24 protein-coding genes are annotated in these 24574 nt (G+C 43.8%); 12 read left to right on the top strand and 12 right to left on the bottom strand.

Annotated elements, in window-relative coordinates:
• Window positions 1-245 precede the first annotated feature (245 nt).
• From ACBP55_RS12760 to ACBP55_RS12740, 5 genes are all read left to right on the top strand, one after another.
• Window positions 246-563 carry a transposase gene (locus ACBP55_RS12760; RefSeq protein WP_464644440.1) on the top strand — a complete coding sequence of 106 codons (318 nt, stop codon included), beginning with the start codon at window positions 246-248 and terminating at the stop codon, window positions 561-563.
• Window positions 512-1435, top strand: coding sequence for an IS3 family transposase (locus ACBP55_RS12755; protein ID WP_464653293.1), 924 nt, complete (start codon window positions 512-514; stop codon window positions 1433-1435). Before ACBP55_RS12760 ends, ACBP55_RS12755 begins: the two co-directional genes overlap by 52 nt.
• Before the next feature lie 638 nt (window positions 1436-2073).
• The gene (locus ACBP55_RS12750) at window positions 2074-2403 is read left to right on the top strand and encodes a PadR family transcriptional regulator (protein WP_464652004.1); all 330 of its coding nucleotides are present in this window, start codon (window positions 2074-2076) and stop codon (window positions 2401-2403) included.
• Between the two features lie 16 nt (window positions 2404-2419).
• Window positions 2420-3286 carry a pentapeptide repeat-containing protein gene (locus ACBP55_RS12745; protein WP_464652003.1) on the top strand — a complete coding sequence of 289 codons (867 nt, stop codon included), beginning with the start codon at window positions 2420-2422 and terminating at the stop codon, window positions 3284-3286.
• A gap of 13 nt (window positions 3287-3299) precedes the next feature.
• A complete protein-coding gene (locus ACBP55_RS12740) occupies window positions 3300-4046 on the top strand; it encodes an ABC transporter ATP-binding protein (protein ID WP_464652001.1) in 747 nt (248 codons plus the stop codon).
• Window positions 4047-4504: 458 nt separating this feature from the next.
• Here ACBP55_RS12740 and ACBP55_RS12735 read toward each other — a convergent pair whose 3' ends face one another.
• Window positions 4505-5614, bottom strand: a complete 1110-nt coding sequence (locus tag ACBP55_RS12735; RefSeq protein ID WP_464651999.1) for a lactonase family protein — start codon at window positions 5612-5614, stop codon at window positions 4505-4507.
• Window positions 5615-5882: 268 nt separating this feature from the next.
• Complete coding sequence (locus ACBP55_RS12730) at window positions 5883-6767, bottom strand: TetR/AcrR family transcriptional regulator (RefSeq protein ID WP_464651998.1); 885 nt, start codon at window positions 6765-6767, stop codon at window positions 5883-5885.
• 171 nt (window positions 6768-6938) lie between these two features.
• On the opposite strand from ACBP55_RS12730, the gene ACBP55_RS12725 reads away from it, so the two are divergent.
• Together ACBP55_RS12725 and ACBP55_RS12720 are read left to right on the top strand one after the other, a co-directional pair.
• Window positions 6939-7664 (top strand): MBL fold metallo-hydrolase, encoded by a 726-nt coding sequence (locus ACBP55_RS12725; RefSeq protein WP_464651996.1) that lies wholly within the window; start codon window positions 6939-6941, stop codon window positions 7662-7664.
• A 24-nt stretch (window positions 7665-7688) separates the two neighbouring features.
• Window positions 7689-8801, top strand: coding sequence for an AbrB family transcriptional regulator (locus ACBP55_RS12720; RefSeq protein ID WP_464651995.1), 1113 nt, complete (start codon window positions 7689-7691; stop codon window positions 8799-8801).
• 757 nt (window positions 8802-9558) lie between these two features.
• On the opposite strand, the gene ACBP55_RS12715 is transcribed toward ACBP55_RS12720, so the two are convergent.
• The 3 genes from ACBP55_RS12715 to ACBP55_RS12705 form a co-directional block, all read right to left on the bottom strand.
• The gene (locus ACBP55_RS12715; RefSeq protein ID WP_464651993.1) at window positions 9559-9726 is read right to left on the bottom strand and encodes a hypothetical protein; all 168 of its coding nucleotides are present in this window, start codon (window positions 9724-9726) and stop codon (window positions 9559-9561) included.
• A gap of 611 nt (window positions 9727-10337) precedes the next feature.
• Window positions 10338-10595 carry a PQ-loop domain-containing transporter gene (locus ACBP55_RS12710; RefSeq protein WP_464653307.1) on the bottom strand — a complete coding sequence of 86 codons (258 nt, stop codon included), beginning with the start codon at window positions 10593-10595 and terminating at the stop codon, window positions 10338-10340.
• Window positions 10596-10764: 169 nt separating this feature from the next.
• Window positions 10765-11697 carry an NAD(P)/FAD-dependent oxidoreductase gene (locus ACBP55_RS12705; protein WP_464651992.1) on the bottom strand — a complete coding sequence of 311 codons (933 nt, stop codon included), beginning with the start codon at window positions 11695-11697 and terminating at the stop codon, window positions 10765-10767.
• A gap of 467 nt (window positions 11698-12164) precedes the next feature.
• On the opposite strand from ACBP55_RS12705, the gene ACBP55_RS12700 reads away from it, so the two are divergent.
• A complete protein-coding gene (locus ACBP55_RS12700) occupies window positions 12165-13523 on the top strand; it encodes a phosphodiester glycosidase family protein (RefSeq protein WP_464651991.1) in 1359 nt (452 codons plus the stop codon).
• A 142-nt stretch (window positions 13524-13665) separates the two neighbouring features.
• Here the strand turns inward: ACBP55_RS12700 and ACBP55_RS12695 are convergent, their stop codons facing one another.
• A complete protein-coding gene (locus ACBP55_RS12695; RefSeq protein ID WP_464651990.1) occupies window positions 13666-14514 on the bottom strand; it encodes an NAD-dependent epimerase/dehydratase family protein in 849 nt (282 codons plus the stop codon).
• Between the two features lie 119 nt (window positions 14515-14633).
• On the opposite strand from ACBP55_RS12695, the gene ACBP55_RS12690 reads away from it, so the two are divergent.
• The 4 genes from ACBP55_RS12690 to ACBP55_RS12675 all read left to right on the top strand — a co-directional run bounded on the left by ACBP55_RS12690 (window position 14634) and on the right by ACBP55_RS12675 (window position 17538).
• Window positions 14634-15473, top strand: a complete 840-nt coding sequence (locus tag ACBP55_RS12690) for a helix-turn-helix transcriptional regulator (protein ID WP_464651988.1) — start codon at window positions 14634-14636, stop codon at window positions 15471-15473.
• 10 nt (window positions 15474-15483) lie between these two features.
• Window positions 15484-16473 carry a sigma-70 family RNA polymerase sigma factor gene (locus ACBP55_RS12685; protein WP_464651986.1) on the top strand — a complete coding sequence of 330 codons (990 nt, stop codon included), beginning with the start codon at window positions 15484-15486 and terminating at the stop codon, window positions 16471-16473.
• 133 nt (window positions 16474-16606) lie between these two features.
• A complete protein-coding gene (locus ACBP55_RS12680; RefSeq protein ID WP_464651985.1) occupies window positions 16607-16975 on the top strand; it encodes a VOC family protein in 369 nt (122 codons plus the stop codon).
• Window positions 16976-17031: 56 nt separating this feature from the next.
• On the top strand, window positions 17032-17538 hold the full coding sequence (locus tag ACBP55_RS12675) for a DinB family protein (RefSeq protein ID WP_464651984.1): 507 nt from the start codon (window positions 17032-17034) through the stop codon (window positions 17536-17538).
• A gap of 372 nt (window positions 17539-17910) precedes the next feature.
• Here the strand turns inward: ACBP55_RS12675 and ACBP55_RS12670 are convergent, their stop codons facing one another.
• The 6 genes from ACBP55_RS12670 to ACBP55_RS12645 all read right to left on the bottom strand — a co-directional run bounded on the left by ACBP55_RS12670 (window position 17911) and on the right by ACBP55_RS12645 (window position 24464).
• Window positions 17911-18558: a glycosyl hydrolase family 95 catalytic domain-containing protein gene (locus tag ACBP55_RS12670; protein ID WP_464651982.1), complete on the bottom strand. Its 648-nt coding sequence runs from the start codon at window positions 18556-18558 to the stop codon at window positions 17911-17913.
• Window positions 18512-20254, bottom strand: a complete 1743-nt coding sequence (locus tag ACBP55_RS12665) for a glycoside hydrolase family 95 protein (protein ID WP_464651980.1) — start codon at window positions 20252-20254, stop codon at window positions 18512-18514. The genes ACBP55_RS12670 and ACBP55_RS12665 overlap by 47 nt, the downstream gene beginning before the upstream one ends.
• Before the next feature lie 301 nt (window positions 20255-20555).
• On the bottom strand, window positions 20556-21887 hold the full coding sequence (locus ACBP55_RS12660; protein WP_464651978.1) for an alpha/beta hydrolase: 1332 nt from the start codon (window positions 21885-21887) through the stop codon (window positions 20556-20558).
• 1 nt (window position 21888) lies between these two features.
• On the bottom strand, window positions 21889-23235 hold the full coding sequence (locus ACBP55_RS12655) for an alpha/beta hydrolase (RefSeq protein ID WP_464651977.1): 1347 nt from the start codon (window positions 23233-23235) through the stop codon (window positions 21889-21891).
• A 24-nt stretch (window positions 23236-23259) separates the two neighbouring features.
• The gene (locus ACBP55_RS12650) at window positions 23260-24174 is read right to left on the bottom strand and encodes a LacI family DNA-binding transcriptional regulator (RefSeq protein ID WP_464651975.1); all 915 of its coding nucleotides are present in this window, start codon (window positions 24172-24174) and stop codon (window positions 23260-23262) included.
• Window positions 24175-24239: 65 nt separating this feature from the next.
• Window positions 24240-24464 (bottom strand): hypothetical protein, encoded by a 225-nt coding sequence (locus tag ACBP55_RS12645; RefSeq protein WP_464653306.1) that lies wholly within the window; start codon window positions 24462-24464, stop codon window positions 24240-24242.
• Between the last annotated feature and the right edge of the window lie 110 nt (window positions 24465-24574).

The raw sequence follows: 24574 nt of genomic DNA, 5'->3' as shown, positions 1-24574 counted from the left end.
TACATGGAATTCCTATCGCTAATTTGGGTATTTTTTTATAAAAAGCTAGTTTACATGGAAAATCTCCCGTTATTTCTGTTGTTTCTCTGCTAAATAGCGATTCCCCCTAAAATAGAGGAAGGTTTTCCAGTTAGTTGACCGTTTAGAGCAGTTAACGCCAAATTAACGGGAGGAATGCACCTAGAATAAGAAGTGGACACCTCACTAAGAGAATTAGATAATAATCATAACTAGGAGGTGTTCACATGAGTGGGCAGCGGAGGTCATTTAATGAAGAATTTAGACGTCAAACAGCAAAGTATTTGCAAGAGCAGACAAAGTCTGTAGAGGAGATCGCACTCGAACTGGACATACCTGCCAAAACGCTACATGCTTGGAAAGCAAAATACCGCGAGTTTAAAAACGAATCCGTCAATCAAAGTGAACGGGTTCGAGAACTCGAGCAACTATTGAAAGAAAAAGAACGTGAACTGAATCAGAAAGACCGCCGTTTAGCTGATGTAGAAGAGGAATTGGCTATCGTAAAAAAGGCGGTGCACATCTTCAGCAAACCAAAGAATTAAGGTTTCAATTCATTGAAGATCATCGCTCTGAGTTTCCAGTGGAGAAGATGTGCAGCGTGCTTAAAGTATCCAGGAGCGGCTATTACAAATGGCGTACGGCAGCACCGTCCGAACAGCAAAAACACAAAGAGATGCTAACAGAGCGGATTAAGTTTCACTTTAAGGACTCTGATCAGCGGTACGGAAGTCCAAGGATATGGAATGAACTTAAAAAGGAAGAATTGCGGGTATCTGAGCGTACTGTCGGCAAGATCATGCGTGAACAAGGCCTTCGCTCTTGTATGTCAAAGAAATTCAGAGTAACAACAACGGATTCGAAACACAATGAACCCATCGCTCCAAATGTACTCGAGCAAGACTTTTCAGCGACAAAACCCAATGAAAAATGGGTAGCTGACATTACCTACATTCCCTGTCGTGAAGGAAAACTGTACTTAGCAAGCGTAATGGATCTGTACACAAAGCAGATTGTAGGTTGGAAGCTCAGCGACAGCATGACGACAGACCTCGTGCTAGACGCATTAAAACAAGCTTATCACGCTAAGAAGCCCAAGGAGGGGCTTATTCATCATTCTGATCGTGGCGCTCAGTACGCGTCCAGTGACTACCGTAAACAGCTCAAAACCTATCGAATGAGAGCTAGCATGAGTCGTAAAGGGAACTGCTATGATAATGCCTGTATCGAGGCATTTCATAGCATTTTAAAGCGCGAACTTATTTACTGCACCCCGACATTCAAAACAAAGCAGGAAGCCTATGAGAAGTTGTATCGTTACCTAGAGTTATTTTACAACCGAAAAAGATCCAACAGTACGCTAGGCTATGTGTCCCCTCTTCGCTTTGAGCAGCAGTACTATAGACGCACTGCCTGAAAATTAGGAGTGTCCACTTTCTTGACAGAAGAGCAGAATTCCTGTTAGATTTCGCTCCGTATCGAAACAAAATAGAGGCTGCTCGCTAGGTTTTAACCTTTTGAGTCAGCCTCTTTTCGCTGCTGGCTTATAGCGTATGTTCTTTTTCCATGTTAATTCATTGCCTTGCTCATTACCACTGAATAATTTCCCTTCTGAATTGAACATAGTGGTCTCAGAATGGTGTTTATCGGCAGTAACTGTATGTGTTAATCCCACACAATGCGGCTGTCGATTAATAGCAAAAAAGTGACCCACAGCAACGGGCTGAGGGTCTAAGTTTATATTTTAAAGGGGGTCGACTTTTATTATAATCTTGAAATATTAACGCCACATGAAAATAAGATTTCAGCCATGTAACATTTACTTAACTATTGTTATACGCAGTGGTGGTTGATACAGTCATAGCATGTAGGACAGCAAGATGGTATTCAAGTCCAAGGTCCGTTCGGAAGTTGATAAAGCACGAAAAAAGAGAATGAATCCGTTAGATATCGTTATGAATAAATGCTTTGCTTTTCAAACAAAGTATTTTATTTAAAATACTACCTTTACAGTCACAGTAGTATATCGTATTATAAAAACACGGAGGTGATGAAATGAGCGAGAACAAAATTACATCCGACCTGCTGCGCGGACATACCGATACGATGATTTTAAGGCTCTTATCCGAAGCTGACCGCTACGGCTACGAAGTTGTCAAATTGATCGCCGAGCGCTCGGGCGGCGAATATGAATTAAAGGAAGCCACGATGTACTCCAGCGTCCGGCGGCTTGAAACAGACGGCGATATCGAGTGGTATTGGGGCGATGAGTCTCAGGGCGGACGGCGCAAGTATTTTAGGATTACTGAAAAAGGCAAGGATACTTACGCCCGCAACAAAAGCAATTGGGAGTATTCGAAGCGCGTGTTAGAAAATTTATTATAAAAGGAGTTTTGATGAGATGAATCCGAAATTGATGAACTATTTGAACGGCGTTTTCACGCCATACGATGGGGTAAAAAGCGTCACCGAATTAAAGGCGGACCTGCACTCCGATTTGCAGGAGCGATATCGTGAACTCAAAGCTGAAGGCAAAGACGATGAAACAGCATTTAATATGACCATTGAGAGCATCGGCGATATCGAACAAACGATCCTGGAGGTCGCCAACCTCTCCCGCTCGTTGGAGCGGCAAGTCGTGACAAACTTTAGCGCGAGCAACTTGCCAATGAGCGACTTTGCGGGCGTTACTGCGCATAAAGGTCAATTTAATGCTAGTGCGTTACGCGGTTCCGACTTTGTGGGTGCAGACTTGACCGGCAGTTCGTTTAAGGCCAGCGACGCACGTGAAGCCAAATTTGACGGCGCGAATTTGACTGACTGCAGCTTTACCTCCCTAGATCTTTCAAACGCGAGCTTTAATGAATCGATCCTTGTACGCACCAACTTCAGCACTTCGGGGCTGGACGGAGCAAAATTCACAGGCATAAAACTGACCGACGTCACGCTAACCAAGACCGATCTTAGAAAAACAATCTTTGAAGGTTGTATCTTTGACGGCGTGGACTTCAAATATTGCGACCTGAGCGGGCAACGTTTTGACGGGCAAACCTTTATCGGCGTTAAGTTTGACAAGTCGGCATTAACCGAAGCTTCGTTTAGGGGCGCTACACTCAAGAATGTATCTTTTCAAGCGTTCTTTTCGTTGACCAATAAGTATTACCGTGGCATCAAAACCATCTGCTTTGACGGAGCATTGATGGATAAGTTGACTTATGCCTCTCTTAAGGGCATGGGGGCCGATTTGTCTAAGGTTACTGTTCGATAAGGAGGGGAATTTTATGCAAAACACTTTAATTAAAGTGGTTGGCCTGCAAAAGTCCTACAAGCAGCTTCAAGTCCTAAAAGGCGTAGATTTCGAGGTGGAAAAGGGCAGTATTTTCGCCTTACTTGGCTCTAATGAAGCTGGTAAGACAACGGTTGTTAAAATACTCACTACCCTGCTCAAACAAGACAGCGGAACCGCCATCGTAAACGGATTCGATGTTGCGTCAAAACCCGAGAATGTGCGGCAGGCAATCAGCCTGACCGGGCAATTTGCCGCCGTGGACGAAATTTTGACCGGACGGGAAAATCTGATTATGATTGCCAAGCTGCGATACCTCAAAAATCCGCGTCAGGTTGCGGACGACTTGCTAACACGCTTCGGCTTTACAGACGCCGCCGACCGCAGGGCGTCTACTTATTCGGGTGGTATGCGCCGCAGACTCGACATCGCCTTGAGCCTTGTGGGAAAACCACAGATCATTTTCCTCGACGAACCGACCACTGGCCTTGACCCCGAGGCACGCATCGAGGTTTGGAAGATTGTCAAGGAGCTGGCGGGCGGCGGTACGACGGTACTCCTATCTGTTGTCGTCATCATTCTTGTAGCGTTGATTATGGGCTTTCGTTCGTCCGCGGGGATACTCTCATGGCTTGCAGTAGCCGGCATACTCGCTCTGTTTACCTTGGCATTAACTTGGGTCGCGGCGATTGCCGGACTGTCTGCAAAAACGGTAGACGGTGCAAGCGCCTTTTCCTACTGAGGGTGTATAAAAAACGGGTGTAAAAGTACGAATGTCGTTCATATACTGGACTTACATCAAGAGGGTTTTATCCGAGTTATCGTGCTGTGGTCGCTCATGTTGAAATAAATCGTGAAGTACTTATTACGATGATTCTCAAATAAAATCCTAGCGCAGCCCCAAGTGCTGAAATATCAGCTCAGCTTAATGCACCTAAGTGGTGCTTATTATTTTGCCTTACGACTCATTTTATTAGTTTCCTTCTTCATACGGCAGGAGCTATCCACTCTTAAGATAGTGCATTCAGCTGCGCATACCATACGCGTTCACCTGATCGTATCTCGCTTAACTGCCTTAATAAGCAAACACAGCCGACCCAATGGGCCGGCTGCTTTAACTTGTTGTATATTGAATTCTCATTTACCGTTTGCGGAATAATTGTTGGGTTCGTTCGGCACCGGGTAGCCCACACACACCCGTCAAAGAACAGCTAATCCTTGCGACCCAAAGTAAGGAAAGTTGGTCCATGCAGCAACCTGCATTCTTACTAGACTACCATCATTTTGGATATTAAATACGGATACTGTACCCTGATTTCCGTTAAGGGTGTAAAAATGCCGTCCATCTCTACTCACTCCAACATCGATCGGAGTACCTGGTGCTGTATCCGGCGGTGTACTGGTAATATGACTTACCACCGACAGTGCTCCATTGGGATCAATTTGGTAGGTTGAGATGGTGCCACTTAAGGTGTTGGTCGTGTAGGCAAAACGTTCATCCTTTGTTGTTACAACCCAACAAGCAGTCTTGTATCCGTTTGGTACAGAGCCGCTGATCACATGAAGGATACCGTCGTTGCTCAATGAATAAGATGACAGTGCATTTGAACCTGCTTCTGTAACTAAGAGGATTCCAGAGGATAGAAAATAAGCGCCCAACGGTCCTTGACCGTAAGAATCATTAACGATTGGTCCTGTAACCGTACCATTTTTATTTACATGGAATACACTGATATGGTCTGATGTAAACTCGGTGACAACAATTTTGCTGCCATCTGGAGTGAAGAGAACCTGTGCCGGCTGTGCATTGAAAGTACTGAGAGAATGGGTGGATCCGGAAATAGGAGTAAGGCTTCCGTTATCACTTATGTGAAAACCAGTGATATTTGATGCAAAATTGTTTGCTTCATTACCTACATTGGAAACATAGAGAAGATTGCCAAACATACCTATGCTATTGGGCTGGGCACCTCCTGATGGCTTTACATCCACTAGAACGGGTGCTCCGCTGTCGGTTATGATGAAACTACTGATACTATGGCTGCCTGCGTTAACTGCAAGTAGGAAACGTCCATCACGGGACAAAGTTAGGGCGCCTTGTGACGTTAAGGGGTCAATGCCATCGTTTGCTGTTGCAGTGGAAACTTTCTTTATACCAGTACCTCTACCATAAGTTGGGTAGGAACCCACAAAGGTGAGCATTCCATTCATATCCATGTAAAAGGCAATGATTTGATTCATTACTTCATTATTGGTCATCATATATACCATATTTGCACGCGCACGAAAATAGTTGTTCTTTATCTGCATTTTATGAGTCTCCTCCTTTCATAATTTTATATGTTTCTTTTGCCATTTAAATTCCCCAACGGATGTAATTGGTTAACCCCTAACCAGAACTATTACTACAATAAGCAAAAGGCTGTCGGAACATCCTTACCTTGTTGAATTTAGGACACGCTAATAAACAAAATGATATGTTCTCTATCAACTTTCGCCCCTTGTGAACTCCTTCGTTGAATAGAAAAAAGAGACCCACAGCAACGGGCTGAGGGTCTAAGTTTTATATTAAAAAAAGTTAAATCATTAAGTTAAGCTGCCTTACATATGGTCTCAGTTCAACAACCGTCTCAAGAAAAGTGGTATATACATGCAGCAGGGTGTTATTAGGAACTTCCCGTTTAAGTTCCTGCTGCAGCAAACCGATCACTTCCTGCAGCTCCTGACGAGCACTTTCCGTCTTTTGAAGCTCCTGGATCTTGGCGGAAAAGGAATGCAGAAAAGCGTGGATCGTTTCTTTCTGCGTGTGCGGATCTACAGGATTGATATGGTTAAAGTAGACATTGGATTCTTTAAGAACTGGCTTGTTTTCATTGCTAATCATATCCTGTACAATAGCATCCATTCGTTCAACAAAGAAAAGAGCCAGCTCCGACATAGGAAGCGCGATCACCTTTTGATGAGCATAAGCAATATACTCCCTCTGGATTCCTCTAAATATGGCTACAATATCCCAGATGCAATCCTCGATACGATCCCCATAAGCTTCATAGAAACAATCCCGGTGCCAGGTAAGCAAAGCAGCCCGCTTATTCTTCCAAGCCACAATAAACTTCTCGTTATGTATGATTGAGAGATCTCTGAATTCGCTCGTAAAAAAGTGATTTTCAAACATATATTGAAGCTGGAATTCAATCTTGCGCCGTAATTTCTCCATGGGAGCCACGTTATCTTGAAGACGATCTAGTTCTCTGGCTTGTTCAAACATGGTTTTATGACAATCCTCAAAAACCGCTGTAAATAAATCTTCTTTTGAATCGAATATTTTATAAATGCTCCCTTTAGCCATGCCGCATGCATCTGCAATTTCTTTCATCGAAGTGGAGGCATAGCCTTTTTCTTTAAAAACAGCCATTGCCGTATGTAAAATTTGTTGTTTCTTTATTTCTTCGAGTTCTTCCATAACATTCACCCCTTATTATTCTGACATTATTCGTTTTCGAGGTCAATAAAGGAATTGACAAGCAAAACTAACGAGTCATATAATGAACTCATGAGTTTTAACTCTAAAAATATGAAGGAGGTGACCAAAGCGTAACGCTTTGGAACGATGAAAATTGCAGATGGTATTGAAATGTTGGAACTAACGATAGATATACTCGGAAGATCCATGGTTATTTATCCCACGGTGATTCATGATTCCCATTCTTATGTGCTTGTGGATACGGGAATGCCGAGCTCTCACAAGGAAATCATAGATCTTATTCGCCAATCGGGTATTGAGGCATCGGAACCACATTCGATTATCCTCACCCATCAGGATCTGGATCATATTGGTGGTCTGCCGCAATTTATAGTAAATAGTAGTCAGCAGGTGAATGTGTATGCGCATGAAGACGATAAGTCATATATTAACGGCGAGTTGCCATTTCTTAAATTGCCCCTCGACATCAAACATACCATTCTTCAAACTTTGCCCGAGAAGCACCGTCTGGAGTATGAGGCTGCATTTTCCAACTCGACACCAGCAAATGTCAGCCATGTGGTGACGGAGGGGGAACGATTACCTTTTGGCGGGGGGCTAGAGGTGATTCATACACCGGGACATACGCCCGGACATATCTGCCTGTATCACGAACCAAGTAAAACACTGATAGCTGGGGACGCCTTGCTTATTGAAGAAGGCCAACTGATGGGACCGAAGCCGGAGAACACACCTAATATGGATGAGGCAATCCGCTCGTTACAGAAATTGAAAAATTTTGAAATTGATAGCATTATTTGTTATCATGGCGGTGTTTTCCGAGGCGATATTCCTCAACGCATCAATGAATTGACTTCGAACCAGCGGAAATCATAAACAAACGAAAAGAAGTGATAAACCATGAATGACCTCCGCTGGTTCCATATGAAATGGGTACAACTTCTGTTCAGCATTGTGCTTGCAGTTATCGGCGGTTTCCTTTTCCAATGGATTCATTGTCCCATTCCATGGCTTCTCGGCCCCATGATTGTTGTTTTTATCGGCTCTCGACTGTTCAAAAGAATAAAGCCTGTTTGGCCGGGTCCGATGCGTGATAGTGCGATGGTTATTATAGGTTATATGCTAGGGCTGTCGTTCACGCTGGAAACGTTCAAACAAATTGGGAAACAACTGCCCTCCATGATCTTGCTCACCGCGTTGCTTTTGATTTGTACGTATCTGATTGCTTTGATGGTGGCCAAATTTTCAGGTCTCAATTTTCCAACTGTATTATTGGGAAGTATCCCTGGAGGACTGAGTCAAATGATCGCCTTGGCTGAGGAGCTAAAAGGAATTGATTTAACCGTTGTGACTTTTTTACAAGTTTCCCGGATCATTATGATTATATTCTTTGTCCCTTTGTTTATTTTTAGTCCGTTATTCGGAAGCTCACTTCATCATTCGCTTCCTGATGCAGCATCGGCTGCAACAGCGAGCTGGGGAGGATTATTTCCTAACATTTTGGTGTATGCCGTTGTATGTACAGCCTGTGCTCTTCTCTGGAAAAAGATAAAATTTCCAACTGCATTTTTATTGGGGCCGATGGTTGCAACGATTGTCCTGCATCTGTCCGGTTTATCAGGGCCTGCCCTTCCATCGTCACTTGTGAGCATTTCACAGTTGTTGATTGGCGGTTATCTTGGTCTTATGCTGAAGCCCGAGAATTTGAAGAATAAATTAAAAATAATATTGCTTGCCTTATTAAGTGGGACTGCATTACTGATCTGCTCAGTTGTTTTGAGCCTCTTGCTAACACAATTGCATCCGGTACCGTTGTCGACCAGCTTTTTAAGCCTTTCTCCGGGTGGGATGGACCAAATGGGGATTATTGCGAAAGAAGTGAACGCCGATCTTTCGTTCGTAACCTGTTACCAGCTATTCCGAACTTTATTTATTTTTCTGGTGGTGCCACCAGTGCTAAAAGCCCTTTTTAAAGCAATGCATCGACGCCGAGCATCAGATAAAGTGGCCTAACAAATAATAGCACTTCAACTTTACAGTTTATGGGTGCAGGATTTCTTTTTGCGCGTATATTCGACTCGAATTAACGAACTTAACCTCTAATTTCAATGCTACATCGCCCATCGCACAATTTGATGCAAATTGTGCATCTCTTTCAGCAGATAACCAAGGTTTTCAAGAGTTTTGTTGCAAAAACTACAGCAAATTCGACGCATACAGCCCAATTTGAGCCATAACACGGATATTTGATGCACAAAATGCATCTTCTCATCCGAAAATGAACATTCCCCCATCATTTGATGCACTTTTTGCATGTTCTTTCTACAGCATCTTGTTGCCACCCAGCCAGCCAATACTAGCTCGTTCGCGGAGTTTTAGATTACTTGAATGAATGGACTGCATGTGGTTTATGTTGATTGTACGCAAAAACGGCAACCACCCGAGTACAGACAACAGCTCTGTCCTGTAAGGTCACCGATCAATCGTGACTCTGGAGCAAGTACGAATATAGGACTATACATTAAACGCGATTGTTTACGCTGGAAATTCTTTTTTTTGCTGAACTCTCGTTTTCCGTTTAGTTTAATTCATCTTTCTTTACAGTCATTCGGTAGTTAGAATTTATTTATTCATATTCCCCTGAGCAAGATAACTAATCTAATAATATGGATTATGACTCGGGCATTCAATCCTGTAATCTGCCCATTAGTAGAGCAAAGGGCTGCCACCTGGCAGCCCTTTTTCGTATTTCGTATTTACGTTAGTAAACTTACTCAATTCCGTATTTATCATAAAACTCTTTGACTAATTCATCTCTTTTTTCTTTGCCAACTAATATCCAAGTTTCTTGTTGGTATCTTGTTGAAATGAGGGTTTTTGCTGCTTCTACCCTTATATTTTTTCCAAGAGGGGTAAATCCTCCAATTATTATCAGCACAAGTGAGACTCCTACAAAAATTCGTTTTATTGAGAGAATAATTTTCACACAACCTTTTTCTTAATAGACGATTTGATGACATTTTGTTGCGAAATACTGCCCGTCCCTCAATAAAAACAAGGAGCAGTTGTCGCCGCAGAACAGCACCTTGTTTTGCTAAACAATAGTCACCGTTATGTTAGGATTTCCTATATTCGTTTAGAACTATTTTTGAATACAAAATAATACAGAAAAATAGTTATGTAGTAAACTGGGAATAAAATAAGTCCTGCAAATGATATGAATAAAACCACTGTAACCTTTATGTCCTCATGGTCAGAATCATAACTAATGAATCCATACACAATCAAAATTAACCAGGAAATTGTTAATACATATCCAACTTTGTACGGCAGTTTCACTTAGTGCATCTCCAGTCTTATTTACCGTAGATTAATAAAACGTTCTTCGAATTTCGAGAATTTCTTTTTCTTATTACTATATCATACACCATATTTTTCCAAAAATCACTTGCAAATGACCACGTTAACTTGTCCGATAGTTGAATAGGCTGCCGATGCCGGCACCCTGATTCTCAAGTTCCTATCGTTTTCCCAGTTAATGACCCCTTATCATTTATGAGATTGAAACCGTACAATAAGGATGATGACTAGTAAAACAACGCATAAAGACATTGTATTAGTTATCAAAAAAGCTAAACCAACGCCCGTTACTGCCAAATTAACAGCATAGGCTTCCATGAGACTAATCCCCAATAAAATCAGTAAGTACGACTTTAAACTTAAGTCTGCAACAGATTTTGTTTTCAAAATTTGTATGATCTGAGGAACCCAACCTAAAGAAAGAATGACTCCACCAATTAGTTGCATTACTGAAAACAGCACCGAATCCACTCCATTTTATACTGTTATATTCAGAGCAACCCACTTTGTGATCATCTTTCTTTATTAATACTATTTTCGTAATAATCAAATCCCGTTAGGTTAGTTCCGCTATCTGTCCTTGTCAATTTCGGAAAATTCAACATATGATGCTTTTCTAAGTCAACATTCGGAAATTACCCTCAAAAGGTTTAGTCCATGCCTCTTCATTCAATTCATTGTTTATGCCTACACCAGCCAATGAGCCCAAAGAAGCAGCTATAATGGCCTGATGAAGTTGTGATGCTGCATCACCGGCACTAAATACGCCTGGAACGTTCGTTTTACCGAAATTATCGACGATGACAGTCCCTGCTTCCGTAATCTGGCAACCTATGGCTTGCGGCTGGTCTGATCCGGTAGTAAGCTTCGGTCTAAAAAATATCCCCGTGCATGGGATTCTTGTACCGTCCTCCAGAATAACTTGCTGCACCATGCCTTCGTTAGATTCGACAGAATGGATCGGTGAGTCAAATACAGGAACGTTATGTTGATTTAGTTCCTCACGTTGTTCATCCGTCAATTCATCAGGTCCATGGGTACAGATTGTTAACTGATTCGTCCATCCTGATATCATTTTGGCCATGTGAAGTGCATCCGCTCCCTTGACAATTAAGACAAGCGGTTGCTCTCTTAGTTCCCAGCCATCACAATACGGGCAGATAAAGGCGCTTTTACCATATACGTCTGCCAGCCCTTTAATATCCACCGGGAGGTCCTTCATTCCTACTGCAAAAAGCAGCTTTTTACTTCGATAGGTCTGTCCTCGCGCAGTCGTAATTAGAAAATCACCATCGGTTCCCGTGATCGATAAGGCAGTATCCTCCACAAAGTTAACGGATGGATATGAACTAATCTGATCCTTCGCAATTCGCCTAAATTCGCTTGGACTGATAGGATCTCTAGTAAGAAAGCCGTGGATCTGGCGAGTAACCCCATTTCGCGGCCGCCCTTCATCAATAACCACCACATTTTTTCTTGCCCTGCCTAAAACAAGAGCAGCATTTAGACCTGCCGGTCCTCCGCCGATAATAGCACAATCGTGATTCATTCTGATTCTCCCTTTCAAATTTCGAAATTTCAATAGAGATATAATAGACTATTTATATCTTTAATAACTTTTAAAAAAAAGCGGATCCTTACTCGTTTTGATTAATTTCGACAAGCTCAGCAAGCAATAGCACGCCATCAGGCTTATCAGGTGCCGCCGTTATCAGAGATAGATTGCATGAAGCGCATAGTCGGTCGCCTGCGAATATTTCATTCAGCTTCTCGATTAAAGACTTTACGTGTCCATAATAACTCTAATGTTTTTAAAAGGCAAGCAATAATTCCGTACAATACGGATTCCACACTTTTTTTTGTAAAAACAATACTTTTATTTCAATAAATACCAATGTTATTAAGAATACAGAGTGGTAAAATGTAATTTGGTTTGCTGAAGTTAACATTTAGTTAATGAGATTTTTTTGAGAGATAGAAGAGGTATAAATCGATAGAATAGGAGAAGGAGTTAACATGAATATTGCAACAACTACGTTCAAACAAATTAAGGGCTGGAGCTGGCTGAAGCGAATTTTGGGCGCAGTCGCGCTGTTTGGATTCCTTAGCTCTAGCTTCCTATATTTGACTCCACTAGGGACGAATATCCGCATGTTTTTGGCTAATACTGTCATCGAAACGCAACACCGCGACTGGGCTTGGATCTTCGTCGGTGCCAAGAAACGCGATGAAATGATCAACGCTATGGGCTTAATGAGCGATGCAAACGCCAAAGAACCGCAGGATTTGAGCGCAATTACGATCCGCAAACATAATGGTGAATTAACGAAAGTCGAAGACATCTCGGGTCATGGTTGGGTTGGCAAAAAAATGTATGTCTACGACCCGCGAGCTCTGCGCGTTGTCGTACCCAACACGGTAGGCCAAGGAGAACGCATAACTTCCATGGTACAGCGAACGGGTGCGGTTGCCGGAGTGAACGGCGGCGGCTTCGACGATCCGCAAGGGCTTGGCAACGGTTTTTCTCCGGTCGGCGTCATCATGTCGGGAGGTAAAATTTTGTACACTGGCGTGGACGGAACCGTTCCACAACACGTAGTTGCCTTCACGAAAGAAGGAAAGCTCGTTATAGGTAAATATCCAATTGACCAACTGTTGCAGATGCACGTTACAGATGCGGTGTCGTTCTATCCGCGCGTGATTGCGAACGGTAAAGCTTTACCGATCGAAGGAGATGGTCTCAACCCGCGGACAGCCATTGGTCAGCGTGCTGACGGCGTCATCATTCTCGTGGTCATCGACGGGCGTCAACCTCCTTACAGTATTGGAGCGACGTTGAAGGAAGTACAGGATTTATTGCTGGCAGAGGGATGTATCAACGCTGGCTTCCTTGACGGCGGCGCCTCCTCCGAGATGGTTGTAAATGGACAACTCATTACTAAACCGTCCAGTAAATATGGCGAACGCAGACTGCCTTCCGCCCTGCTCGTCTTTGAACATCCGGATAAGATTCAAGTTCCGAATATCTGGGATGGGTTGACGAAGATTGATCCGGGCGGTGCTTACGACAATCCGGATTATATTGCGGACATGCAAAAGCAGCATGCCAATAAACCCAAATCAACGTCTACTCCGAATCCCACGGCTTCTGCTACAAGAACACCCGAACCCACGCAAACGCCTGGCGTAATCGAGACACCGTCTCCATCGCCGGAAGGAAGCATGACGCCTTCGCCTGGCGTAACACCATCAGTCAAACCTACCGTTTCGCCAACGCCAGCCGTTACTCCAACTGGCACGCTCTCCGTATCGCCAACACCAGGCGCTACTCCAGGGGAAACGCCAACAGGTACGCCGTCGGGAAAAAATAAATAATATCATGCCCCAAGCTAGTATAAAGAAGCTTGGGGCTTTTTTTATATATACAGATTGATAACCTTCAGATCTCACCTCTTGTAAATCCAGTATATCCAAAAGTCATTATATTTATGGTTCGGGGACATGAAAGCTGAATGAATCACAAGGCTCCAGCATCTCTTGCTGTATAAAATGAAGGGAAAACTGGACGATAGTTGAGCTCGTTCCGTATGCGGCTTGTATCCACGATCATGTCCCATGGATTGAACGGTTGTTGTATGGATTCAGCCGCTAATTGTTCGGACTGATGATGAAGCTGAAACAACTCTGCCACCGTAATCGGAGAGTCATCAGCCACGTTATAGATGTGGCCATCTATGCCAGGGGTGGTAGCGGTAAGCAACAGGGCTTGACTAACATCCGCATGGTGGACCATGTGAAGCCGCTTGGCGGGATGCCATGTACGCATCATCGGTAGGAATTCTGTAATATGAGGATCGCTTTCCCCATAGACAAAAGCTAACCGTGCGATGCGGAGCCCTAATCCCTTATCACGATAAAGCTGGAGTAAAGCTTCTTCAGCCGCCATTTTGGTCTGAGGATAAAGGAATCCAGGCTGCAAAGGGTCATTTTCACGGCTCGGTCCGCTAGTATTCCCTGCGCCATACAATAAGTTGGTGCTTGCAAATACAAATCGTGGAACATCCGCCTTCAGGGCAGCTTCCGCCAAAGCGATACTGGAGTCGATGTTTGACATTCGCGCAGTTGCTTCGTCTACACCGCGAAATTGCGCCGCTAGATGTACAACGACATCCACGCCTTTCAGCGCGTTAGCGAATTTTTCCGGCTGAAAAAGATCGCCTTCAATCAAATTTGTGCCTTGCAGTTGAAACGTACCCGCTTTCGTCGCATCACGCACCAAAACACTAACGTTATGACCGCGCTGCAGCAAGCGTGGTACAAAGCGGCTTCCTACTTTTCCTGTTGCCCCAGTTACAAAAATATTCATTTTCGATTACCTCCTAAAGTTTTGTTGGTGCTATACTTGCAGTATTACATATACTGGAATCATCTGCCTTCCTGCGCTTATCGTACGACTGGCAGTGTCAGGTTAAAGGGGACAAGACTATGAAAGAGAACCCTCCTAGCTTATCGCTTGGCGAATTTTTGCGAGCACGTCGAGAACGCCTTACTCCAGAGGAAGTGGGGCTGCCGTCATACGGGCGTCGCCGAACGCCCGGGTTGCGCCGCGAAGAAGTAGCCCAGCTTGCCCATATGGGGACTTCATGGTATACCTCTTTGGAGCAGGGCAGAGATATCAATCCTTCCGAACAAGTGCTTGATAGCTTGGCTGAAGCACTAAAGTTGTCTGTTGATGAGCGTCGTCATCTTCACATGTTGGCAAAGGCAGCTGAAGTGAAGGAAGATGAACCCGAACATGAGGTAAGCGCTGGTTTGGAGCGCACGGTGCTGGCTCTTGAACCGAATCCTGCGTTCATATTGGGGCGATATTGGGATTTGTTGATGTGGAATCAAGCAGCAGAAATCGTGTTTCGCCTGCCGGAATTTTCTAAGGGATCAGGACAGCGCACTAACTGGATGCGACGTTTCTTGACCGATTCTTCTCTTCGAACGAATAATTTGGATTGGGAAGCCAAAGCGCAGGTCATGATTGCACAGTTTCGTGCTGATTACGCACACTTCCCGCAAGACGAGAGATTTGGGGAATTGACGGAGGAATTTATGCAGCTAAGCGAATTGTTCCGTTCTTATTGGCCACGACATGACGTTCAGTTGGTTGCTGACTGCCATAAACGATGGAAGGATCCTTGCATCGGGGAGATGGAATTTGAGCATGTGACCTTGCAGCCACCGGGAAATCAGGATCTGAAGATTATGATTTTTACTGCTTCGTCGGCTACTTCTGAGCGTTTGAAGAGTTTACTTAGAAAAATCAAATATCGATAATAGAGGTAATATGATCGAAAAGCCAATAGAGCTAGAGTTGTTCGAAGAGCTTAGGACGGAGCTAACTTCATACTGTTACAGAATGTTAGGGTCAATTTTCGATGCTGACGATGCTGTTCAGGACACCCTTATTCGCGCCTGGCAATGTTGGGACCAATTTAGGCAGGAATCCTCGCCTAGATCCTGGATTTACCGCATTGCTACAAACGTTTGTCTAGATAAGCTGCGATACACAAAGCGCCGTGCACTTCCAATGGACCTGTCTGGTCCCGCCGTTTCGATTGTGGAACCTCGAACGGTTTTACCCCATACATCATGGATTTGGCCGGTGCCTGACACTGCATGCGATCCAGTAGATCTTCTAGTTCGGAAGGATTCCCTGCGATTGTCCTTTATTGCACTGCTGCAAACCTTACCACCCCGCCAACGCGCGGTGCTCATTCTATATGATGTCCTCAGATGGTCGGCCAAACAAACTGCGGAAGCAATGGGAATGACCTCAGTGGCTGTCAACAGTGCCTTACAAAGAGCGCGGGCGACGATGACTCGTGCGAACCTTCGGTCGGATGAGCTTCGGGATATGGATGCCGAGGCAGACCGCCAACTTCTCTCCCGTTACGTGGAAGCTTTTGAACGATACGATATCGATGTGCTAATGGAGTTATTTCATGAGAACGGAAGCTTGTCGATGCCGCCTTTCGTCATGTGGGTTCGTGGCCAAGCCAACCTCGCTTCATTCTATATAGCCACGCGAAGCCATTGTTTGGGTTCCCGGCTCCTTCCGGTCAGCGCCAACGGTAACAGTCCTGCCTATGCACAATATGCACCTACTGGCCCAGATGGGACATTGAAACCGTGGGGCATACATGTGCTTGAGATTAAAGATGGAAAAATCGGTCATATTCACACCTTTATAGATGTAGCCCTGTATTCTCGGTTTGGTCTTCCGACACAATTAGAAGCGAGGCCAGCCACCAGTAAGCAACAACCTGACGAGTAAAATTTACCAGTCACTCTCGAAGTAGCAACTATCGTGCTTTTATTTAGACGTACCGATGATTTTTGACCAGCTCATTCGTCTATATTTATGAATAGCTAAAAGCATTCAAATTATAGTCTATGGAGGTTAAAAAATGTTACAACGTTTGTTTATTTGGGTTGAGATTCCAGCAGTGAATTTGCAACGGGCAAAAACTTTTTACGAGCAGATTTTTCAGTGTGAAATGCAAGTGGTTCCGATGGATGATTCCGAATACGCATTTTTCCCGGTTCGGGAGCAGTTTAATGGTGGAGCTTTAGTACAGGGACCGAATCACAAACCATCTACAGAGGGTCTTACTGTATACCTGGATGGAAGCCCAGACCTGGCAACAATTCTATTACGCGTACATGAAGCTGGTGGACAAGTTATTATGGAGAAAACATATGCTGGAAATAACGCTGGATACTTAGGCATGTTTATTGACAGCGAAGGCAATCGCATCGGGCTGCAACATTTGTGAACGAAGGTTAAATGTTAAATTTCTAAGATCAAATTGATAGTAGGAGGATTAGAAGAATGTATCGTACAATCGAAGAATTTATGACGAACTGGAACCATGAAGCAAACTCGACACAAAAAGTCATGGATGTGCTGACAGATGCTTCATTGAATCAAGAGGTAGTTCATGGTCATAGAACACTGGGGGAACTGGCTTGGCATATAACTACTTCTTGTCATGATCTGATATCTAAAACCGGATTAAAATTTGATGCAGTGGGTGGGCATGGGAGCCAGGTTCCCTCTTCTGCAAAGGAAATAGCGAATAGCTTTCGTCAGTCAAGTGAATCCATGATTACCGCAATAAAAGAGCAATGGACAGACGAATCATTAAAAGAAATAAAAGATATACATGGAGAAAAATGGTCGAATGGATTAACGCTTTATATCTTAAATTGTCATCTGATACACCATCGCGGTCAAATGACGGTTCTAATGCGTCAAGCAGGTCTGAAAGTACCTGGCATGTATGGTCCTTCACTGGAAGAATGGGTGGAGTATGGTCTGCTAAAACAGACTGATTAATCAATCTAAGGAATTATTAGTTCGATATTCTTGAGAAGACTGTCGCAATTCTACAGGAGAATGACAGTACCAACATTACCTTGACCGTACAAGTGCTAACCTACTTAGGAGATAACTTGAGCTTCGAAGTCCTCCCAGGAAGCACCTACTCTTTCAATATCAATAGCATTCAGCTTATTGGCATTCTCAGTAGTTCGGGAGCGGGAATAGCTGCAGGAACATTAGCTCTTTTTCCTTTCTTTGGATTCCCTTTATTCTCAAGTCCACGTGCAGTACAAGGGGGACTGCAATAGACTGATGTTAAAAAAAGACACCTAGCATGCAGCATACAGCATGGGGTGTCTTTTTCCAATCCTTGTTGCCCTTCTACATTCAATGTTCTTGAACGGTTAATGGATTCAATGAAAGCGTATATCGTTTTCCTATCACTGTTTGAAATTCACTCTTAACTAAAGCATCGATCTGAACGCTGCAAAGTCCTCCAGAATGCGAATAAATCTCCGCTTCAACAATTTCACCCTTATCCCAACTTATGCTCACCTCAAATCCTCCGCGTGCCCTTAAGCCTTTAACGAAGCCTGTCGGCCAAGCATCAGGCAGAGCGGGAAGCAATTGAAGATAACCCTGATGGGATTGCAGAAGAAGTTCAGCTATTCCAGATGCCGCGGCAAAATTGCCATCAATTTGAAACGGGGGGTGTGCATCAAACAAATTCGCATAAATACCGCCCGTTTGATAATTTTCCGTATCATCTTTAACAAGCCTAAGCAGATTGGCAATCAGGTCTAGCGCCCGGTTTCCATCTCCAAATCGGGCCCATAATCCCACTTTCCAGCCGAGACTCCATCCCGTCCCCTCATCTCCGCGCCTATTCAAGGATTGCTGCGCCGCAGCATATAGCTCCGGTGTTGTATGCTGTGTCAACTGACGGCCAGGATAAACGCCGAATAAATGGGAAATATGCCTGTGATGCTTATCTTCGTCCTCGAAATCCTGAGACCACTCCTGCAGACTGGCCATATTTGCCGATTTGCATCGGAAATAAGCGACTTCGCGCATCTTCCAATTCTAGACGGAAGTCAGCATCCATTTGCAAAATGTCGGATGCTTCCATACAGTTTGTAAACAAATCCCAAATGATTGACATATCCATGGTGGCTGCCGCACTAACGCCGGCTTTTCCTTCTGCGGTCACAAATTTGTGTTCCGGAGACGTAGATGGCATGGTAATCAATCGGCCAGAACCGTCATCTACCAACCAATCTAAGCAAAAAAGCGCTGCTTCTTTCATAATAGGATAAGCATAATTGCGCAAGAAAGTGTCGTCTTTGCCAAATGCATAGTGCTCCCATAAATGCTGTGTTGTCCAGGGTCCCCCCATCGGCCATAATGCCCAAACAGGATCTCCCTGACCATAATCACCTACAGGTGAGGCTTGGCACCAAATATCCGTATTGTGATGTGCCGTCCAGCCACGAGCCCCGTAATTGACATCTGCTGTTTTCTTTCCGTTCTGCGACAATCTTCCGATAAAACCGAGGAAAGGCTCATGGCATTCCGCAAGATTGCAGGTTTCTACCATCCAATAATTCATTTGTGCATTAATGTTAAGCGTATAGTTGCTGCTCCACGGCGGCCGGATTTCTTTATTCCAAATGCCCTGCAAATTAGCCGGTTGCGTGCCTGGACGAGAGCTGGCAATCATCAGATAACGGCCATAATGAAATAAGAGCTCGATTAGTCCGGGATCCTTGGCCCCATATTCGGATATCCGCTCTATCGTCGATAAATCGGCTGGCGCAACGGTTTCACCCAAGCTAAGCTCTACCCGATTAAATAGAGATTGATGATCCTCAATGTGTTTGCGTCGCAGTGAATCATACGATTGCGCCTTCACCAACTCCAGCGCTCGGGCAACAAGAGGCTCAGGATCCTTCCCCTGTCTGCCAGGCGATTTGTCATAACCGTTAAAGCTAGTCTCTGCCACGAAATAGAGTGTGACCCCCGTAGCTCCAAGAATATGCATGCCGTCATGATCGACTTGCAGCTTACCGTCATCCAGCACTGCCCCTAGACGAGCTTCAAAACGTATCGCTTCTGCAGCTATAGGATCACCGTATACAATCGGATTATCGGTCGCATAGTAATTCGGATCCACATGTTCAGGTGCAGTTCCCTTAAGCAGCAGATCATTTTCAAATGTATCCGTTCGATAGTGGAGTTGACTATCCAGCCTAATATGCAGGTTCAACATCCCCGTCTTGCTTGCTTGTAAACGAAGCACAATCACTTGGTCCGGATGGGAAGCAAACATTTCCCGGCTGTATGTAACATTGCCAATCCGATACTCCACTCGCGATATTCCTTCTTGAAGAGATAGGCTCCGTTGATAAGATTGATAAAGATCTCCGTGATCAAACTTAAGGTGCAAGTTGCCAAGCGGCATATAGGATTGTGTGTACGGACCCAACATTTCCTTACTCAGCTTATCTGCTTCTATAAATTTACCATCCATGAGGAGACGCCGAACTTCTGGAAGTACTTCTTTGGCTCTGGGATTGTTGCCGTCCTTTGGGGAACCGGACCACAATGTATCTTCATTAAATTGCAAATGTTCGTTCATCACCCCGCCAAATATCATGGCACCGAGTCGGCCATTACCAATTGGCAGAGCCTCTGTCCACTTTTCTGCTGCTGAGAAATATTGAAGCTTCATTTTTCTATCTCCTCACTTTTATTTAAATGAATTCGATTTAATTGTATGCAACATGATTCGACTTCTGCTCAAAACTCTAGTTGCCCCCATCTGATAGCGCTTTCTATATTTATACTACAAGATTCAATTTTCTAATAGATACACTTCGGAATAATACGTACATATTTCCGTTTTGAGATATCATATGAACCCAACAAAACAAAGAGGCTGACTCAAAAGGTTAATAACCTAGCGAGCAGCCTCTATTTTGTTTCGATACGGAGCGAAAGAAGAACGCCTTATGGGACAGGCCCTTCATTGTTTAAGACCAATGTTCGACTTTAATTTCTACTTTCGAATCTGAAACGGCTTTATATTTACGCTGCACAGGTTTCCCTGTTTGATCAACCTCGAAAGCTCCATCATCCCTACTAATTTGGTAGACGAATTCAGCATGAAAAGGTACTTGAAGTTGATTGGAGTAAGTATCATTTCCCCAATTATGAGTTAATGGAAACCACGCATATATCTTTATATCTTCAGGCGTATTCGCCGGGACATGAACGACCATTTCTAAGGTCACACGTTCTTTTTGAGCATTGACCACACGAATTGATTTTGTAGCTTCCAAATCCCGATATTTGATCGTTACCGAAGTTTCCCCTTCTTCCAACGGCACCACGGTTCCGTCATCCAGAACATCCAGTATGCGATGATCTTCTACTTCATAAATCGCACGCAGCAAAGACATCTGAAAGCCGGTTTCAAAGGCAAGAATCGGATTCATCCTACATTTGGGGCCAGTAAGACCAACCTCTTCGCTGCCGTGTAAAGACAGAGAACGTTCCTTCCCCTTTTCCCCAAAAAAGTGAATGAGAGGAGAAGATAGTCTCAGTGCCCAGTCTTTCTCCGAATGCTCCGCTCCTGGATCATTGAAATAAATGAGTTCATTATCTGCTTCATATCCCAAGTCCAACAGTTTCTCTGCAACCTCACGGACATGCTTTTCCATCACCAAGGTGCCTTCGCTGCCTCCCAAATCGATCCAGATTTGAGAGGTCGACTGCTTCTTACTAAAAGCATGATAAACTGGCGTTTCTTCCAATGTCAGAGAGTCCACACAGTAAAAATAAGGTGAAATGATGGCGAGCTTACCAAAAATATCCGGTCGGCGAAATCCGATATGATAGGTGACTTGCCCGCCTCTGGATGACCCCATTAGCGCTGTATGATCTGGATCGATTAAGGTCCGAAACACGGAATCCACGTAAGGCTTTAGCTCATCAATAATAAACGCTTCATACAAATGGCCTTTGGGCTTGATTTGAACTTTATCGGACTGATGGAGAATCCCTTCCATATCGTGGGTGAATTCATCTGCTCTCTCTGCACCCATGTTCGGAATGCCCACAACAATGATCTCTTCCATCGCATGGTTTTGAATTAATCTATCCACGGTTTCGTTGACATGCCAGGAGTAGCCGTTAAAGGCAGGATGGAAAATATTTTGCCCATCATGCATATACAATACCGGATAATGCTTACTCTTTTCGTATCGATAACTGGGGGGGAGGTATATAAAAATATCTCTTCTATTGTCCAAATGTGTGGAGTAAAAATTTTCGATCCGCAGTATGCTTGATTTGCTGTCCATCCTATTCACCTCTATCAGCCACAGCTGCTATGTCTATCCAATTCTCCACTTCGTAATTCAGGACTAAACCATCATTCGTCGTAAATAAGCGATAAGGAATTTCTCGGCCTTGAAGATCAACTTCATGCTGACCTAGACCTCGAGAAATACGAAATTCAAATGACATATCCCTAGGTACCTCAAAGGTTCCGCCATACAGTCCATCACGAATCATCGGCAGCTCTAAGCCTGCATATAGCTTATTTGTTTTTGGCGTGAATTCCGGCACTTTAACGAAGACTTTAACCGTAGCCGTATCAGACATATAAGGGACAACGGTAACATCCAGAGCAGCCGTTAAGCTACCATTCCTATATTGGATCATCGTTTTCCCTTCTTTTTTAGGAACTAGTTTACCGTCCGTTGTAACCTCCAATATCTCGGGATCAACAACTTCATAATAAGCGTTTAAATCCGTCATCAAAAAACCGCTATCGAAGTGTACCACTGGATTCAATGTTACCTTTGGCCCCTTCAGGCCAACAACCTTAGGGCCGTGTAGATCAACCCGAACAGGCTGGCCTATTTCCCCAAAAAAATAAATGAGCGGCGCATGAACCCTAGCAGCCCAATCCTTTTGAGAGTGACCGGAATCGACTGCGAGGTAGTACATCAGATCGTTTCCGAGTACATATCCAGCTCTTAGTAGAATATCCGTGACATACCGGACATGCTTTTCCATGACCGTAAAACCTTCAGAATCTCCGACATCCATCCAGATTTTCAGGTTCTTCTTTTCCGTGTAGATGTCACTTAACCATGTTTCTTCCATCGTGCCCGGGTCTGTGCTGACAAAGAAAGGACAAAGGGCTCCTATCATGCCAAATGTGTCCGATTGACGGAATCCAATATTATAAGACACAAGCCCTCCCGCAGACGATCCCATGAGAGCCGTATGTTCTTTGCCCGTCAAAGTTCGGAGTGCCCGATCGATAAAAGGTTTAACCTCTTGAATGAGAAAAGCCTCGTAAAGTTCGCCTTGATTGATTACATCAAAAACATTGTTCCCGTCAGGGGTCGCGTGCATATACTCCGCAATCCTTGCATCTTCAACATGGGCGATCGCGACAACAATGATTTCTCGCATCTTTCCTTGCGAAACCAGGTTGTCTACCGTTGTATGAACCTCCCACGACTCACCCTTTTGATCCTCAAAAAATACGTGTTGGCCATCGTGCATGTATAGAACAGGATATCGCTTCTGTAGATCTGTATCGTAACTAAGAGGCAAATAAACAAATATATTTCTGTAATTATTAAGGGTCTTGGAATAAAAATCTTTGAGCTCGATGAGCCTTGATGAATTCACAAAGCATTTCTCCTTGTAACAAAGTCACAATTTGGTTGTCAATAAGAAAAACTTATCAGGGTTTACGTAATCCTGCTCATTCATGTAACGATCCAAACTGTGCACGATCTCTTCATAATCATTTAATTCAAACTGGATTTTCATCATTTCTTCAGGGAGAATTTCCGAGTAATGGCACGTACATATAGACACTGTTTTCTTATGGGTCTTGTATACTTCATTCGCCAAAAACTCGTTGATGACAACCCCTGGACGATCGGCAAATTTGGATAAGAAAGTGTTCAAACTCTCTCTGTTCTCGTAAATATATATCCGATCTTGATCCAAGTTGGATTTTTCTTTAATGAGCTCCACCAGTTCTTCATTGTTGTAAGCATCCATAATGAGAAATTGCGGGGATTCCGCGAACAATTCATTCAATACGCGAAAGCTTTGCTCAAAGTTCGGCATGATTTTGTGAAATAAATTGTCTTCAATATGACTGTCGATGACGAATATCGGGATGCCGAATCCGAAATAATTGGATATCGTCGAGAACTTTTCTTTATCAACATTGATGATGAAGACGCCATCCAAATTTCTTTCCATGATGATCTTGGAGGAAGGTGCCGTACTGTCGATTTGCATAAAGAGAGCATGGTAGCCCAACTTGCTGCATAGCTGTTCGATCTTGTATATGGTTCTAACATATTTCAAATCAGACCATGGGTTCTGATCCTTGTCTTTAAACAGCAGGATGCCAATCAGTCCTGTTTTCTTAATTTTTAACGACTGAGCCGTCCGGTTTGTCACATACTTAAGCTGTTGTGCGATTTTCAGCACTTTCACGCGCGTTTCATCGGAAATGGACTGCGTTTTGACATCATTTAAAATGTAAGACACTGTGGCAATGGATACGCCAGCCGCTCCAGCTATATCTTTTATCGTTGCTTTTTTCATGAGAAACCCACCCTACTTAAACGTTTAGGTTGATTTAATCACATCGCTTTTACTTTGTCAATTACTTACAGCGACGCTGTCAAAACGATCCAACCGAATGAAGGTAAACTTACAGAAATTTTATTTTCGGTCATTTGATATGTTCCGTTCCCCATGAGTATTTCAGGCGATGATTCACTTAGAAATGCAAAGTCCACGGAAGTCGAGTGTTTGCTATGATTAAAACAAATGGTAAGTTGTTCGCTGGCATGCTGCCTTTGTACGACAAGTTGACGATTTTTTGCATAAATAATTCGAAATGAGCCCTCTTGCAGTGGAGGCCACTGAAGAACTAGCCTTTTAGTTTAATTGGTGGTTCATTTACAGAAAAAAGAAGACATCCTCCTAAGTGGTCGATGTC

The sequence above is a fragment of the Paenibacillus sp. WG02 genome (assembly GCF_055396115.1).
Note: the sequence above shows the minus strand (reverse complement) of the source record. Positions and strands in the feature narration are given on the sequence as shown.

What these genes read in the sequence shown, in the direction of transcription:
- ACBP55_RS12760 (WP_464644440.1), top strand. Translation starts at nt 246, where the DNA reads ATGAGTGGGCAGCGGAGGTCATTTAATGAAGAATTTAGACGTCAAACA.
- ACBP55_RS12750 (WP_464652004.1), top strand. Translation starts at nt 2,074, where the DNA reads ATGAGCGAGAACAAAATTACATCCGACCTGCTGCGCGGACATACCGAT.
- ACBP55_RS12745 (WP_464652003.1), top strand. Translation starts at nt 2,420, where the DNA reads ATGAATCCGAAATTGATGAACTATTTGAACGGCGTTTTCACGCCATAC.
- ACBP55_RS12740 (WP_464652001.1), top strand. Translation starts at nt 3,300, where the DNA reads ATGCAAAACACTTTAATTAAAGTGGTTGGCCTGCAAAAGTCCTACAAG.
- ACBP55_RS12735 (WP_464651999.1), bottom strand. Translation starts at nt 5,614, where the DNA reads ATGCAGATAAAGAACAACTATTTTCGTGCGCGTGCAAATATGGTATAT.
- ACBP55_RS12730 (WP_464651998.1), bottom strand. Translation starts at nt 6,767, where the DNA reads ATGGAAGAACTCGAAGAAATAAAGAAACAACAAATTTTACATACGGCA.
- ACBP55_RS12725 (WP_464651996.1), top strand. Translation starts at nt 6,939, where the DNA reads ATGTTGGAACTAACGATAGATATACTCGGAAGATCCATGGTTATTTAT.
- ACBP55_RS12720 (WP_464651995.1), top strand. Translation starts at nt 7,689, where the DNA reads ATGAATGACCTCCGCTGGTTCCATATGAAATGGGTACAACTTCTGTTC.
- ACBP55_RS12710 (WP_464653307.1), bottom strand. Translation starts at nt 10,595, where the DNA reads ATGCAACTAATTGGTGGAGTCATTCTTTCTTTAGGTTGGGTTCCTCAG.
- ACBP55_RS12705 (WP_464651992.1), bottom strand. Translation starts at nt 11,697, where the DNA reads ATGAATCACGATTGTGCTATTATCGGCGGAGGACCGGCAGGTCTAAAT.
- ACBP55_RS12700 (WP_464651991.1), top strand. Translation starts at nt 12,165, where the DNA reads ATGAATATTGCAACAACTACGTTCAAACAAATTAAGGGCTGGAGCTGG.
- ACBP55_RS12695 (WP_464651990.1), bottom strand. Translation starts at nt 14,514, where the DNA reads ATGAATATTTTTGTAACTGGGGCAACAGGAAAAGTAGGAAGCCGCTTT.
- ACBP55_RS12690 (WP_464651988.1), top strand. Translation starts at nt 14,634, where the DNA reads ATGAAAGAGAACCCTCCTAGCTTATCGCTTGGCGAATTTTTGCGAGCA.
- ACBP55_RS12685 (WP_464651986.1), top strand. Translation starts at nt 15,484, where the DNA reads ATGATCGAAAAGCCAATAGAGCTAGAGTTGTTCGAAGAGCTTAGGACG.
- ACBP55_RS12680 (WP_464651985.1), top strand. Translation starts at nt 16,607, where the DNA reads ATGTTACAACGTTTGTTTATTTGGGTTGAGATTCCAGCAGTGAATTTG.
- ACBP55_RS12675 (WP_464651984.1), top strand. Translation starts at nt 17,032, where the DNA reads ATGTATCGTACAATCGAAGAATTTATGACGAACTGGAACCATGAAGCA.
- ACBP55_RS12670 (WP_464651982.1), bottom strand. Translation starts at nt 18,558, where the DNA reads ATGGCCAGTCTGCAGGAGTGGTCTCAGGATTTCGAGGACGAAGATAAG.
- ACBP55_RS12665 (WP_464651980.1), bottom strand. Translation starts at nt 20,254, where the DNA reads ATGAAGCTTCAATATTTCTCAGCAGCAGAAAAGTGGACAGAGGCTCTG.
- ACBP55_RS12660 (WP_464651978.1), bottom strand. Translation starts at nt 21,887, where the DNA reads ATGGACAGCAAATCAAGCATACTGCGGATCGAAAATTTTTACTCCACA.
- ACBP55_RS12650 (WP_464651975.1), bottom strand. Translation starts at nt 24,174, where the DNA reads ATGAAAAAAGCAACGATAAAAGATATAGCTGGAGCGGCTGGCGTATCC.